The sequence below is a fragment of the Pantoea sp. X-Soil-TKNS-1280 genome (genome assembly GCF_059730475.1).
Genome location: NZ_AP035966.1, coordinates 15,233 through 29,771, shown reverse-complemented (window position 1 = coordinate 29,771; position 14,539 = coordinate 15,233). Strand labels below are relative to the sequence as shown.

13 protein-coding genes are annotated in these 14,539 nt (G+C 50.9%); 10 read left to right on the top strand and 3 right to left on the bottom strand.

Annotated features, from left to right (window positions below; genetic code table 11):
* Positions 1-170: 170 nt before the first annotated feature.
* Positions 171-1,091 (bottom strand): YncE family protein, encoded by a 921-nt coding sequence (locus AC6I8X_RS27370; protein ID WP_299456440.1) that lies wholly within the window; start codon positions 1,089-1,091, stop codon positions 171-173.
* A gap of 142 nt (positions 1,092-1,233) precedes the next feature.
* Between AC6I8X_RS27370 and AC6I8X_RS27365 the strand changes: the two genes are divergently transcribed.
* The 7 genes from AC6I8X_RS27365 (at position 1,234) to AC6I8X_RS27335 (ending at position 8,648) form a co-directional block, all read left to right on the top strand.
* Positions 1,234-1,869, top strand: a complete 636-nt coding sequence (locus AC6I8X_RS27365; RefSeq protein ID WP_299456438.1) for an ECs1377 family protein — start codon at positions 1,234-1,236, stop codon at positions 1,867-1,869.
* 382 nt (positions 1,870-2,251) lie between these two features.
* Positions 2,252-2,725, top strand: a complete 474-nt coding sequence (locus AC6I8X_RS27360; protein WP_299456746.1) for a hypothetical protein — start codon at positions 2,252-2,254, stop codon at positions 2,723-2,725.
* 82 nt (positions 2,726-2,807) lie between these two features.
* Positions 2,808-3,518, top strand: a complete 711-nt coding sequence (locus AC6I8X_RS27355; RefSeq protein WP_299456436.1) for a helix-turn-helix transcriptional regulator — start codon at positions 2,808-2,810, stop codon at positions 3,516-3,518.
* Positions 3,519-3,838: 320 nt separating this feature from the next.
* Positions 3,839-6,349, top strand: coding sequence for a phosphoenolpyruvate--protein phosphotransferase (gene ptsP, locus AC6I8X_RS27350; protein WP_299456434.1), 2,511 nt, complete (start codon positions 3,839-3,841; stop codon positions 6,347-6,349).
* Between the two features lie 26 nt (positions 6,350-6,375).
* A complete protein-coding gene (locus AC6I8X_RS27345; protein ID WP_299456432.1) occupies positions 6,376-7,395 on the top strand; it encodes a PTS fructose transporter subunit IIC in 1,020 nt (339 codons plus the stop codon).
* Between the two features lie 12 nt (positions 7,396-7,407).
* On the top strand, positions 7,408-8,262 hold the full coding sequence (locus tag AC6I8X_RS27340) for a helix-turn-helix transcriptional regulator (protein ID WP_299456430.1): 855 nt from the start codon (positions 7,408-7,410) through the stop codon (positions 8,260-8,262).
* A complete protein-coding gene (locus AC6I8X_RS27335) occupies positions 8,262-8,648 on the top strand; it encodes a PTS fructose transporter subunit IIB (RefSeq protein WP_299456428.1) in 387 nt (128 codons plus the stop codon). The genes AC6I8X_RS27340 and AC6I8X_RS27335 overlap by 1 nt, the downstream gene beginning before the upstream one ends.
* Here AC6I8X_RS27335 and AC6I8X_RS27330 read toward each other — a convergent pair.
* Complete coding sequence (locus AC6I8X_RS27330; protein ID WP_299456426.1) at positions 8,610-9,380, bottom strand: phosphatase; 771 nt, start codon at positions 9,378-9,380, stop codon at positions 8,610-8,612. The two genes, AC6I8X_RS27335 and AC6I8X_RS27330, sit on opposite strands and share 39 nt — an antisense overlap.
* Before the next feature lie 46 nt (positions 9,381-9,426).
* Positions 9,427-10,080 (bottom strand): HAD-IA family hydrolase, encoded by a 654-nt coding sequence (locus AC6I8X_RS27325; protein ID WP_299456424.1) that lies wholly within the window; start codon positions 10,078-10,080, stop codon positions 9,427-9,429.
* 300 nt (positions 10,081-10,380) lie between these two features.
* Here AC6I8X_RS27325 and ptsP (AC6I8X_RS27320) point away from each other — a divergent pair, with 300 nt between their 5' ends.
* The 3 genes from ptsP (AC6I8X_RS27320) (at position 10,381) to AC6I8X_RS27310 (ending at position 14,536) form a co-directional block, all read left to right on the top strand.
* The gene (ptsP, locus tag AC6I8X_RS27320; RefSeq protein ID WP_299456423.1) at positions 10,381-12,891 is read left to right on the top strand and encodes a phosphoenolpyruvate--protein phosphotransferase; all 2,511 of its coding nucleotides are present in this window, start codon (positions 10,381-10,383) and stop codon (positions 12,889-12,891) included.
* Positions 12,892-12,955: 64 nt separating this feature from the next.
* Positions 12,956-13,276, top strand: a complete 321-nt coding sequence (locus AC6I8X_RS27315) for a PTS fructose transporter subunit IIB (protein WP_299456421.1) — start codon at positions 12,956-12,958, stop codon at positions 13,274-13,276.
* A 156-nt stretch (positions 13,277-13,432) separates the two neighbouring features.
* Positions 13,433-14,536, top strand: coding sequence for a PTS fructose transporter subunit IIC (locus AC6I8X_RS27310; RefSeq protein WP_084879629.1), 1,104 nt, complete (start codon positions 13,433-13,435; stop codon positions 14,534-14,536).
* Positions 14,537-14,539: the final 3 nt, after the last annotated feature.

Genomic DNA, 14,539 nt, shown 5'->3' with positions numbered 1-14,539 from the left:
ATTCGCTCTCTTCAGAAGAAAAAATAAAGTTCTTCAAAGATAACCAAAAGTAAAGGAATCAATAGTCTCAACAAAAAGCGAAATCGCTCCCTGTTTTGCGCATAAAAAACCCACCTGAACGCAGGTTCGATCCCAAGCACTGATAGAGTCGAACCTGAATCAGACACAACTCAGCCAAGAGCAATACCCGTCAGCGGGCCAAAGCTGGCGATACGTTTAAGCGGTTCATCTGAGTTTAGTTTGTACTGCCATAAATTACCGCCCAGGTCGGTAATCCATATCACGCCACGATGATTGTCTAAGGCCAACCCAATACCTTCGTCCAGGCCCGTAGCAAGGATACGATGATGGGTAAACTCGCCATTTTTCACCGAGGCACAATTTAACGTATTCCCCCCTTTCAGCGAATCTCCCCGGTCTGTCCAGTACATCAGGTTATTAGCAAAATCGTATTCCAGATCAATCGGTTCCGGCAGGTTTTCCATCACCGGCTTAATATCCTGACGTGTAGAAGCCGTTGTTCCTGCAGGGAAAGTGAGCGATGCGCGCATAATGCGCCCCTTCCCACCTTTTGAAGGCCCTTTTTGCGTCCAGTAAAGCAAACCTTCTTTGGCATCAATCGCGATGCCTACGCAATGGCGCGTATAGTCTCTGGAATCCTGGGGAAAAAGTCCCGTCTGAATAAGTACCGATGGATCCGAGCCATCGTCCTTTGAACGAAAAACGCGCATCCCTTCACGATCGCACCAGTAAAGATGTCCGTTCTCACGATCATGGAGAAGCTGCTTACCGGTGACGAAAAGCCCATTTTCTACCAGGCGCTTACGGTCAGAACCGTCCAGCTTCGCCGTCTCAACACTGCCATCAGCCTGGAAAAATTCCAGCGTCGCAGGCTCCTTGTTTTCCCCCATATTGGTCCAATAGATCTTGTTATTCGGCGCATCGACGGCAATGCCATCTGGATGAGATCGCAGGCCTGAAATGACAGAAATTTGTTCCCCGGTTTCAGGATTAAACTTAATGATGGTGCCATCAAGCGGTTGTAACAGATAAAGATTGCTCGTGCTCATAAAATCCTCTACATAATTCATGCTGCCACCATGACCCGGGTTCCGCTTTTATCCCGGCGCTCAAGTACTTTATTAGCATCAGCTGGCGAAACATAAGCGCAAAGTGTGTCAAAATCATTTACCCAACCCATACCAACCCCCGGAAGCAGGAAAGTACAGAGCGATGGTGAAACGGATAGAGTATCAAATCGAGAAGTACAGTTTCATGGAACTCAATGAATCGCCTGCCCGGACCCGGCAGTGGGAGGAGGTACTTGATGAGTGTCGTCAGTTACAGGCTGGAGCTGAAGAGCGGTTACGTATTGCATTACTGAATCTGGATTACGTCACCAGTTTTGAGCTGCCTTTCCGGCTGCTATTGGTGCGGACTCCGCAGCTGATTGCCGGATTACGCGATGAACTTCAGATAACCCGCAAAAGTGCCACCTTCAACGGCAAGCGTTTTGGTTGCGTCTGGAGCGTAAAATCGGATTTGAGCAACATGCCGGATGAATTCCAGTACCGGCTGGTAACCCGTATCCGGCGGGTAGATTCTGCCGGTATCACCGCTGCTCCTTACCAGCATATCGCCAGGGAATTAAAAGCGCCGCGTGAACGCCTTAAAAAGGCACTGGAAGAAGGTCTGGCTGTATCGGCGCTGGACGGATTATTCTGGTTTGGCTCACAGCGTATTGCAGCAGATGTGCTGAGCTTGCGCAAAAAAGGAATGAGGATCAGGACATTTGAAACCGAAGTCTTCGAAAATCTAACCGGTACAACCCGATCGGTTCCCGTTTACTCATGTGAGATTGATACATAATAATCTCTACCTTACTCCGCATAACCGGTTGTGATGACCTGCAAGCGACACAGCGCCGTGAAAAAAATAGACTATGCTTGTTTACGGTAGTCCCATACATTAACGTAAAACTCTGGGGCTGTGGCACAGACACTGTAATGCATTGTTTTTTAAGCATTTACAGTCAGTATAAGGTTCCAATACATGTCGCCATTCGCAAAGTTGTCTTGTATTGCTTCGCTACCTGACCAGCCCCCAATCTGCACTAAGGGAAGGTTCCCTGTCCCTTTTCCTGCCTTATTTTGTCTTATTTTTCTCGTGCTGCGTTCTGACAACCATAATTAAATCGGACATCAAAATGCTTAAGACAATAAACCAGTACCTGGTGCTTTTTTTATTGGTTATGGCTTTCATGAGTCAGGCCAGCGAGATAAATCTCTATTCTATCAATACGGGTTCCTTTGTTTACCATCTGACGGGAAATCACGGCCAATACACAGAGAACTTCGAAAATAATTTCTTCTCTGTCGAACGCAAACTTTCAGAAGACTCAAAATACAGTATTCTCATCGGAACGATGAAAAACAGCTTCGATGACCGCTGTCTGGCTGTGGGCGTGAGAAGAGACTGGAAAGACTGGGATAATGGCTGGGTTTTCAAAGGGGTATATGGTTATACCGGCGAGTTTTTCTTCGATGCCTTCAAAAACTGTGGTGATCACGGATCCTATCATGAGTTCGAAAAGGCCACCGGCATCGGCTTCTCTCCCTATATCTATCATGGCTTTCAATACAACTTCACCAGCTATTTCGGCATTGAAACCGGCATAATCATCCCCAGTGTGTTTGTCATCACTGTGCAGTGGAGTTTCAGATAAGAGTAAGAATTTTATTGCAAATGCTTTGTACGAGACTAAGTTAAATAGTTTTTTCAAAGTTAGAGGGAAAAGAAATTTAAAAATGCGAAACGGAATTTGTTCAGACTATAAAAAACATATAAACAACATTTTAGATATGGAGATAAATAGGTATGGTAAACTAAATTATGTGTATGGAGTGATGAATAAAAATAACACTAATAACATGATGATCATCAGTGATTTTCCTGACATCATGGTCGATAACTATCTTGACAATAGATGGCAAAGTATAGACCCCGTAATTATTAATGCACTGAAACGAATCACACCCTTCCCCTGGGATGAAAATATAAAGGCAGATAACAAATGGACAGCCAGGAAAATTTTCAAGCAACTGAAAAATATAAATATTCATTGCGGCCACGCGTTTGTTTTACACGACCAGATTGATAACGTAGCCGTGTTATCTCTATATATTAACAAACTAATGGAGGGTGAGACGAAAAACAACATCGCCCGACACAAAGATGAGTTACAGGGATTGTTACTTTATATACATGACATATTTCTCACTTCGAAGCAGACAGCAGAAAAACCGGATATAACACCTTTATCTACGCGAGAATCAGAAATACTGCACTGGTGCCGCACTGGCAAAACCTATCCCGAACTTGCTGATATTCTCGAAATATCAGTAAGTACCATCAAGTTCCATATGGGAAAGATTGTCAAAAAACTGGGCGTGAAAAATGCCAAACAGGCCATTATCCAGTCTGGCGTGAGCCACAATAGACACGACACAAAGTATTAATCGTGTTTCACAAGAAGAGTGCCTCCTGCTGCGGAAGCCAGGGGGCATCCTCACTTCAACACCCCACTCCACCGCATTTCTTAAAAATTGTGACCTGAGCCGCAAACCCATCCTTCGACCCGTAGAAATTATTGATAACAAAAACAAAAGATCAGGAATGCACCGACATCCGCTAAATATGACAACTGTCACAAATTCATAATCAGGTCACTATTTTCCAGAAAAGGTTTCTTTTTTACTATATCTGCACTAAGGCAAACGGTTAAAGATACCGCACAAGAGGGATATACCGATCCCGGCATTACATTGCAGGAGTCAGAATGGTCGCGGAAATAACCTGGCAATGCGAACTGAACGAAGGGATCCACGCCAGACCCGCCGGGTATATTGCCCGGCTGTGCAATACCTTCCAGTCCGACATTGTGTGGCACAACACCCGCACACAGCTGGAAGCGAGTGCGAGGAGCGCACTTTCGCTGGTCGCGACCGATACATTACGGGATGATATCTGTCTGATCACCGTCAGCGGACCTGACGCACCGGCCGCTACGGCGGCACTGAAAGGGTTACTCTTTCGCCTGCCTGAGTTCAACCTCGAACAGGAGTCCGGGAACGGGTTAGTTGCCGGTTCCCTTCCCCGCTGTTTACACGAATTACATCCCCAGTATCTTTGCGGAATCCGTATCAGCGCGGGAATAGCGGTCGCCAAACCCTGTTTCATGGCAGGCGTAACTTTTACTGATTTACTGGGCCGCAGTCCCACCAACGCGTTCAATCCACAAAGCGAGAAACAGCGTCTGGCAGAGGGGCTGGAAAATCTGCGCCGGGCCAAAATGGCAGCACTGGCACACGCCGAAGGCATCGAGTACGACCTGATTGAAGCCCATTTGTCATTCATCACCGATAGCGCCTTCGAGGCCAGTATGATCGGATATCTTGATGAGCATAGGAATGCGTGGTCAGCTGTCGTCCGGTCGGCCATGGACTTCAGCGCGATTCTCGAACGCTCCTCCAGCCATTACATTCAGGAAAGAACCCTGGATCTGCTGGATATCGCCACCCAGTTACTGACCGGGATCTATGGTGCACAGTCACTGGCACAAAACTTTCTGATGCCGGATGAACCCGTGATTGTGTTCGCCAGTGCGCTCACCCCAAGCCAGTTTCTGGCAATCAACAAAACGCACCTTGCCGGTCTGGTGCTGTCATCAACCGGTGCGACATCACATACGGCGATTCTCGCACGTTCACTGGGCATCCCTGCCCTGGCCGATATTGATTTTTCAGCCCTCACCCTGCCACCCGATCAGGATATCGTGCTGGATAGCGATCAGGGCATCCTGATCACCGCGCTGGATGAAAAGATCAGGCGCTATTACCGTCATGAAATCGATGTTCAGCAGCAGATGCGGCAAAAGATACAGGAATTTGCCCAACTTCCCTCCGTCACGGCGGACGGGCACCACATCGGTATCGCCGCCAATATCGCCAGCGTCGAAGAGGCACAAGTGGCTTTTGCTAACGGAGCGGAAGCGATTGGCCTGTTTCGTAGCGAAATGGCATTTATGGCGCGGGAAACCCCGCCCGACTACCCGGAACTGGAAGCGCTTTATCACTCAGTGGTCACCCTCGCTGCCGGCAGACCCGTGGTGTTTCGTACCTTTGATATCGGCGGTGATAAACCCGTGTCCTGGCTGACTTCCGGCAGAGAGGACAACCCCGCGCTGGGTTACCGCGCCGTGCGCAGCTATCCACAACACCGCCAGCTGTTTGCCATGCAGCTGAAAGCCATCCTCAGTGCATCTGCTTTCGGAGATGCCAGGATCCTGCTGCCGATGATCGCACGGCCGGAGGAGGTAATCTGGTGCCGGGAGGTACTGGAGACCGTTAAACAGGAGATGCGCGACGCAGGCCATCCATTCAATCCGGCCATCGAACTGGGGATCATGCTGGAGGTGCCTTCCGTGCTGTTTGCCATCGCGGACATGGCCGAACATGTCGATTTTTTCAGCCTTGGCAGCAACGATCTGGCGCAGTATTTTTTTGCTGCTGACCGGGGTAACCCACAGGTCAGTGAAGTGTATGACAACTATGCTCCGGCATTTTTACGCGCCATGCATCAGGCCGTCACAGAGGTTCACCGCGCTGGCAAACGCATCGCTCTTTGCGGTGAACTCGCGGCGGATAACGCTCTGCTCCCGTTGTTAGTGGGTATGGGGTTTGATGAACTGAGCATGAGTGGTAGCGCCATTCCCGCCGTTAAACATGCGTTGAAATCGTTAAGCGCCACGCATTGTCAGGGGCTGGCGCGGCAGATAAATCTGACTCACTACTCTGCACAGGCCGCCGCGCTACTGCAATCCGCAGCAACGAAATCCCACACCGGCAAGCCCTTGCTAACGCCGGAAACCATTCTCTGGGAACTGGATGCGGCAGATAAAAACGAAGTTATCAAAAAAATGGTCGACAATCTCTGGTTGCACCAGCGCACCGACTGTCGGGACAAATTGTGTCAGGATATCTGGGCCAGGGAGATCCCCTTTCCTACCGTGGCAGGTTCCGGCTTTGCGATCCCCCATGCCCGGACAGACGCCATCCATGATTCCACCATCAGTATCGCCACGCTCCGGCAACCGGTGTCGTGGGGCGGCGTCCCGGTTGATAAGGTCTTTATGCTGACGATCAGCCAGGCGGCAGCGGAAAACGAGCATATGAAATATTTTTCAACCCTGGCGCGGATGCTAATGAATGATGAGTTTGTCGTCAAAGCACAGCGTGTTGCCACACCCGAAGCGCTCTGTGACCTGATAATCAATGCCTTATCTTGCTAGTTGCCGAATTATGTTATGAGGCGGGTATGTTAAAACTATTAAAAAATACCAAACGTCATTTTATGACCGGTGTGTCCTACATGATCCCCTTTGTGGTCGCTGGCGGGGTTTTGCTGGCGCTGGCGGTGATGTTCAATGGCCAGGCGGCAGTCCCCGATCACGGCTTTCTCAAAGCGATGTCGCAGATTGGCCTCGCGGGATTAACCCTGTTTATTCCCATTCTGGCTGGATTTATCGCCTACTCAATGGTGGATAAGCCCGGTATTGCTCCTGGAGCCATTGGTGGCCTGATGGCTTACCAGATGGGGGCCGGTTTTTTAGGCGGCATGCTGGCGGGGATCATCGCCGGGCTGATTGTCTGGTGCCTGCTAAATATCATTGCCCGGCTGAAAATCCCGCACTTTCTCAGAATGGTGCTGCCGATTTTTATTATCCCACTGGCCGGGACCTTTCTCACTGGCATGGCGGTTTATTACATTATTGGTGACCCGGTTGCCGGGTTGATGAAATGGCTCAGTGTCTGGTTGAGCAATATGCAGGGGGCCTCCTTTATCATTCTCGGCACGGTGCTGGGAGGCATGATCGCCGTCGATATGGGCGGCCCGATGAACAAAACCGCGTTTTTCTTTGCCGTTGCGCTTATTGCCACCAATCCACAACTCATGGCAGCCGTCGCAGCCGCAGACTGCACCCCACCGCTCGGCCTGGCGCTGGCCACTTTCATGTTCAAAGGTATTTTTAACGATGTCGAACGGGAAGCAGGTAAACCGGCCGTCATCATGGGTTTTATGGGGATCACCGAAGGCGCGATCCCTTTTGCCGCAGCCGATCCTCTGCGGGTAATTCCGGCGATTATGCTCGGCAGCGCAGTTGCCGCCGTTCTCTCGCTTTGGTTTGGAGCCACCAATGCGGCGCCCTGGGGCGGGCTTATCGTTCTGCCCGTGGTGAGCAATCATCTGGGATACATCATCGCGGTCGCCGCCGGAACCTTAACCACGGCCATTGCGGTTAAGGTACTGAAAAGCGTCGTCAAACCGCAGGCATAAGGAAGGCATAATATGAGCGCATTCATACAATCAATTTTGAGCGAATTCAGTACCCAGTGTTCCACGACGGAAACCGTGCTGATCGCCAATGGCAACGCACTGGCACCCATCATGGCGTACCATCTGCATGTGCCACGCATTGAGCTGACGGTGAAAGGAACGCTCAGCATGCTGATCCCCCAAGGGGAAGATAAGATCGTCAAATGCCAGCGCCCGGTGGGTAGCGTGACCTACATTCCCGCCGGTAGCTGGAACTCGCCGTTGTGGGGAGAGCCCGTAATCTGCATGTCCATCGTCTTCTGGAAGCAGGATGTCGGGTTTAGCATCAGCAACTGGGACGGAACGCAGTTTAAAGAGGTGGAGAAATTTAACCTGCAAAACTCCATCAGCTCAGTGCGTGACCGCCTGCTTGAGCTGGCGGAGATCCTGGCCTGGACGCATAACCGCACCAGCGAAACCTTTGCCCATATCGTCTATGCGCTGCTGAACGATCTGTTGTACCAAACCACCGACGGTATGAATAATCACAGGGAGCCGCTCTCCCTGCTCGATGAAATCAAAAGCCATATTGATAGCCACTACCAGACGGATATTAGCCGGGAGAGCGTTGCCGAAACCTTCAACATCTCACCGGGCTATCTGTCACGTCTTTTTTCCCGTGAGTCAGACGTAAAATTCAATGAATACCTCAAGTTAGCCCGGATCTCACGTTCGAAAACGTTGCTGACAGGCACCAACCTGAAAATCAATGAAGTCTCAGAGAAGTGTGGTTTCGCCGATACCAACTATTTCTGCAAAGTGTTCCGGGATGTCAATGACTGTACGCCACTGGAGTATCGGCGTAAGAACAAGGGAGTAAGTTTATAATGGCCCGAACAACAAAAGATGAAGTGCATCCTTTCACCAGTGAACGCAACCTGCATATCGTGGCGGTGACCGCCTGCGCCACTGGGGTGGCGCATACCTACATGGCGGCCGAACAACTGGAAAAGCTGGCGAAAACCTATAATTTTTCGATCAAAATCGAAACCCAGGGCGTGCTGGGATTAAAAAACCCGATCACCGAGAAAAATATCCTCGACGCCGAACTGGTCATCATTGCCTCTGATATCACCATCGACAACGCATTGCGCTTCGAGGGGTGCCGCATCCTGAACGTCTGCATCAACTCCCTGCTGCTGAAACCGGCTGAAGTGGTGTCGGCCATCCGAAAATCACTCAGTCTGCCCAGAGGCAACGTTATCGAGCTTTAGCAACGCATCAATCTCCGCAATTCTCTCACCGCCGTGACGTTCAAGAAACTCAAGCACGCGCCACGGCGAAGCATTAAGAATCCGCTCGGCGGGAAAATCCGCCTCCTGTAACAGCGGCAGGCAGGCGCTGAAATCCCCCACCGCAAATGCGCTGTGCGCATCGGTTCCCAGCGATAGCGTCCCGCCGCTATCGCGAACGGCGGCAATAATTTTGCGGCAATTCCCCTCACTACCCTTTCTTGAATGCACAAACGAGGCGTTATTCACCTCCAGCGCCACATTGCAGGCTTTTGCCGCCTCCACCACTGCCGGGATATCAATCGGATACTCAGGATTGCCAGGATGACTGATGATATGCACCTTACCGCTGGCAATCACTGCGATCAGCACATCGGTATGAGTGACGATATCCGCCGGGGCGAACACCTGCTTATGGAACCCGGCAATCACCACATCCAGTGCAGCACGCATTTTGTCGCTGCAATCGGTCTCACCTCCCGCTTTGATATTCGCCTCAATGCCCCGCAGAATCCCCACCCCATCGACCACGCGCGGCAAAATCCGCATGTTGCTGAAGTGAAACGCGTGAGGTGCATCCACCATTTCCGGGCCATGATCGGTGATGGCGATAAGTTTGAGTTTTTTGCGTACCGCTGCGGCAATGTAATCATGAACCGTGCTGTAAGCGTGGGTACTGGCTACGGTGTGCATATGCAGATCAACGTTGTACATCGTCACTTCTCCCTTTGCTGGCCCCTGTCTCTGGCAAACTCCGTGGTTAAAACCTGAGAGAAAAATCGGCACCACGCTGATGCGTCACAGCGAGGTCGAGGTAATGGCGGATGGTGGCGTAAGCCTCAATATCATGGGCAGTCGATTGCGGCGTCAGAACCTCCACCACCACACTCCCCGCCGCACTGGCTGAGCGCAGTCCCGCCTCCGAATCCTCAAAGGCGATGCACCCGGACGGGGATACATTGAGTTTTTGCGCTCCCTTGAGGAAAGGCTCCGGATCAGGTTTACCGCGCTGAATATCCTCACTGGTCACCAGCACGCCAGGGAACGGAAAACCGGCCTGGTGAATACGTGCAGAAGCGACCCGCAACGAACCAGAGGTGACAATTCCCCAGGGAACGTGAAGCGCGTTGAGCCGGGTGAGGAATTCGGCGGCACCAGCCACCGGGGTAATCCCCTCGGTGTTGCGGGCTTCATAATCTTCCAGTGCCAGGAATTCCTGCCCGATAGTCGCCTCGCTGGCGTCCGGCATAAAATGACGCAGCGTGCTGATGGCCGGTTTGCCATGCAGATAATTACGCACTTCCCCGGCGTTAAAGCCTTTTCTATTTGCCCAGGCACTCCATGACGCTTCGACGAAATCCAGTGAGTTGACTAAGGTCCCATCCAAATCAAATAACAGCCCACGAAAATGCATATTACTCACCATCAGCGGAATTAAAGAGATATGCCTATTATTTACCCCCCTCACTGCCCGGCATTAAAGAGTAAAAATGAAGCTTTAATAGCAATTCCGACACCACTCTCCGCAGCCGTTATTAATTTATGACAAAGTTCACAAAACAAAAACAGAAAACCTTTTTTCAAGTAAAGGATACATTTTTTCTATTCAATCCTCCGGGGAAACGCGGAAGGATAGTAAACATCAAATGCAGGGTTTCATATCTGCCTGGAAAAATTAAACAGCGTTTCTCTTCGCGATTTATTGGGAGTGATCATGTCAGAATTAATAAGCTATCAATGTGAGCTTAAGGACGGAATTCATGCCAGACCGGCAGGCCACATCGAGCGTCTTTGTAATTCCTTTCAATCTAATGTGCGCTGGAAAAATATCCGTACCGGCCTCGAAGGCAGTGCAAAGAGCGCCCTTTCGATTGTCTCCACCGATACCTTATTGAATGATCGCTGTGAAATTACCCTCAGCGGTGAAGATGCATGTGACGCCGCACATCAGCTGTCGGCCTTACTGGAAAAACTGCCGTCTTTTGAAGTGACGCAGGAAGAGGAACCCGCAGCGCCAGCAGGTTATCTGCCCCGTTCCCTGCGGGAAACACAGCTAAGTTTTATCCAGGGATCACGCATCAGCGGTGGTGTGGCGATCGCCAGACCGGTAATTGTCCAGAGCCTGACTTTGCAGGAGATACTGGCACGTAGCCCGGTACAGGATCACTCCGCTGCCCAGGAAAAAGAGTCGGTGATTACCGGTCTGGAAGCCTTGAAAAATGAGAAAGTTGCCGCTCTGGAGATGAATAACGGTGTCGAGCACGATATTATTCAGGCGCATTTATCGATTATCACCGATGCTGCTTTCCAGAGCGCCATCACCGGCTTTATCCATAACGGCAACAATGCCTGGTCAGCGATTACACTTGCCGCGATAGAGTTCTGTGAAATACTTAACCGTTCATCGAGCAAATATATTAAAGAACGAACCCTCGATGTATTAGATATTACCAGTCAGTTATTGATGACGTTGTATGGTGCTAATGCATTACCACAAAACAACCTGGAACTGACAGAACCATCAATTATTCTGGCCGACAATCTGACCCCGAGCAAATTTCTCGGTATCAACAAAGACTGGCTGGCAGGCTTGGTATTATCCTCAACAGGTAAAACCTCGCATACCGCCATCCTCGCGCGTTCACTGGGGATTCCCACGCTGACAGATATCAACTTTTCGGCGCTGAACCTGCACCCGCAACAGGATATTATTATTGATGGTAACCCGGGCATTCTGATCACCGCCCCGGATGCGCGGGTGCTGCGTTATTACCGTCATGAGATTGCCGTACAACAGCAAATGCAGCAACAGATGCTGGCAAATGTCCACCAACCCGCCGTCACAGCGGACGGCCATGGCATCGAGATCGCCGCCAATATTGCCAGCCTGGCGGAAGCCGTCGCCGCCTTTGACAATGGCGCAGAAGGCGTCGGTCTGTTTCGCACCGAAATGTCGTTTATGGACCGCGCAACCCCGCCAGATTATGCCGAGCTGGCCGCGCTTTACACCCATGTAATGGCGCACGCCGCGGGCAAACCGGTGATTTTTCGTACCTTTGATATCGGCGGTGACAAACCGGTGGATTATCTGAATATTGGTGACGAAGAGAACCCCTTCCTGGGATTCCGCGCGGTACGCACCTATCGGCTCTACCGGGATTTGTTCAGCATGCAGCTGAAAGCAATTCTGACCGCCTCCGCGCATGGACCGGCCAAAATCATGATTCCGATGATCTCGAACGTTGATGAGGTTATCTGGTGTCGTGAGGTGCTGGCCGCAGTGATGCAGGATATGGATAACGCCGGATTGCCTTATAACGATGGCATCGAATTAGGCGTGATGCTGGAAGTGCCATCGGTTATCTTCGCCATTCCTGAAATCGCCGCCTATGCTGACTTTTTCAGTGTCGGCAGCAATGACCTGACCCAATATTTCTTTGCCGCCGATCGGGGCAATTCCCAGGTGGCAGATGTGTATGACAACTATGCCCCCTCCTTCTTGCGTGCCATGCAGTTCGCCGTTGAAGAGGTACATCGAGCCGGTAAATGGATTGGCATCTGCGGCGAACTGGGAGCCAGCCAGGACTTCCTGCCGCTGTTCACCGGCATGGGCTTTGACGAACTCAGCATGAGCGGCACCGCCATTCCCGGCGTCAAGCATGCGTTGCGTGAGCTTAACTTCGCGAAATGCCAGCAACTGGCGCGGCATGCCGTCACGCTGAAACGTTCGGCTGAGGTAAAAGCGGCGTTGCAGGCTCCCGATGTCAAACAGGTCAGCAGCAAGCCGATCCTGGCTCCGGAATTTATGCTCTGCGGTTTGCAGGCCAGCGATAAAAATGAGGTCATCAAAATGATGACCGATAATCTGTGGCTGCACCATCGCACCGATAACCGGGAACAATTATGTGACGATATCTGGGTAAGGGAAGACAGCTTCTCCACCGCTGTCGGCTATGGTTTCGCCATCCCGCACACCAAATCCGATCATATCCGTTATTCGACCATCAGCATGGCCACCCTCGATAAACCCATTACCTGGGGGGACCAGCAAGTTGAAACCGTCTTTATGCTGACAGTGAATAAATCTGCCGATCCCAACCAGCATATGAAATATTTCTCCGTCCTTGCCAGAAAACTGATGAAAGAGGAGTTTCGTAATGAAATAAAACACGCCGATAACGTCACCGTACTCTACAACCTGATGACCAAAACATTAGATGTATAAAGTCAGGATCACGCAATAACACGTTTAATAATCAGCCAGACAAATAAAAGACCAGGAGTCAGTTATGAAAATCGTCGGAGTCGCAGCATGCATTACAGGCATCGCGCATACCTACATGGCGCAGGAAGCCATTGAACAGGAATGCAAAAAAAGAGGTTATGACGTAAAAGTCGAAACCCAGGGCGGCATGGGAATTGAAAATGAATTAAGCGAAGAAGAAATCGCCGAAGCAGATGTGGTGATTATGGCCGTTGCTATCGGTATCGAAGGCGTGGAGCGCTTTGAAGAAAAAGAAGATGCAGGCCGGATTATTTCATTAAACCCGGCTGAGGTCATTCGTAATCCGGCGGCGATCATTAATAAAGCCGAACAGCTTGCACAATAATCCTGCGTAAAATTGCGTTTATTTTTCGCAGAAACCAACGTGCATAACAACGTTAAATAAATTTCTGTGACCTCCGTTATTTCTGTGTACAGGCAATTATGCCTGCGGATTTATTCGACCATAGCACTGCGATCGCGGAGATCGGGAGGAATAAAAATGTCGGATACGATGAAAACCATTAAGGATGATTTAGTCAAAGCATTCAGCACCGGGGTGTCTTATATGATGCCGGTGGTGGTGGTCGGCGGGATCTGCCTGGCGCTGTCGCTGGTGGGTGGAGAGCCCACGCCGGGCAAAGGCATTGTGGTCACCAATCCATTCCTGCTAAACCTTGGAGCCATCGGTAGCGCCGGGCTGGGCATGATGATCCCGGTGCTCGCCGCCTATATCGCCTATTCCATTGCTGGCAAACCGGGCCTGACGCCAGGCTTAGTCACCGGATTTATGGCTGCCACGCCGCTCGGCGAAGCGCATGTGGTCACCGGCTTTCTCGGTGCGATGCTGCTCGGCATCCTGAGCGGCTACGTCGCGAAATGGGTCAAGACCTGGAAGGTCGGCAAAGTGCTGATGCCGGTGATGCCGATCCTGATTATCCCTATCGTTACCAGCTGCCTGGTCGGCATGCTTTATTTGTACGTGCTGATTGGCCCTATCGGTATGGCGATGAAATGGCTGGTGGCCATGCTGTCGAATATGCAGGGCGGCAGCGGCCTGGTGCTGGGTTTAATCCTCGGAGCAATGGCTGCCTTTGATATGGGCGGGCCAGTGAATAAAACCGCGACGGCATTTACCCTGGCGCTGATGGCCGAAGGGATATATGGCCCGAACGGTGCCTATCGTATCGCCTGTGCTATTCCGCCGTTGGGTATTGCGCTCTCAACGTTAATTTCGCGCCGTAAATGGGCGGAAGATGAAAGACGCATGGGCACCTCCGCCGCGTTTATGGGCTTAATTGGTATCACCGAAGGTGCCATTCCTTTTGCAGTGAAAAACCTTAAAACCGTTCTCCCCTCAATCATTATTGGCAGCGCCGTGGGTGCCGGTCTGGCGATGATTCATGGCGTGGAATCTATGGTGCCGCACGGTGGCTTAATTGCCATTGCTGGCGTGAATAAAGGCGCGATGTGGTACGTCATTGATATGGCCATCGGCGTCATTGTTACGGCTGTATGCCTGCATATTCTGCGACCCAACATTAGCGAAGTCGTTAAAAAAGAACCCGCTAAAAAACCTGTCACTTCCGATTTAAATAAAGCGTAAGGA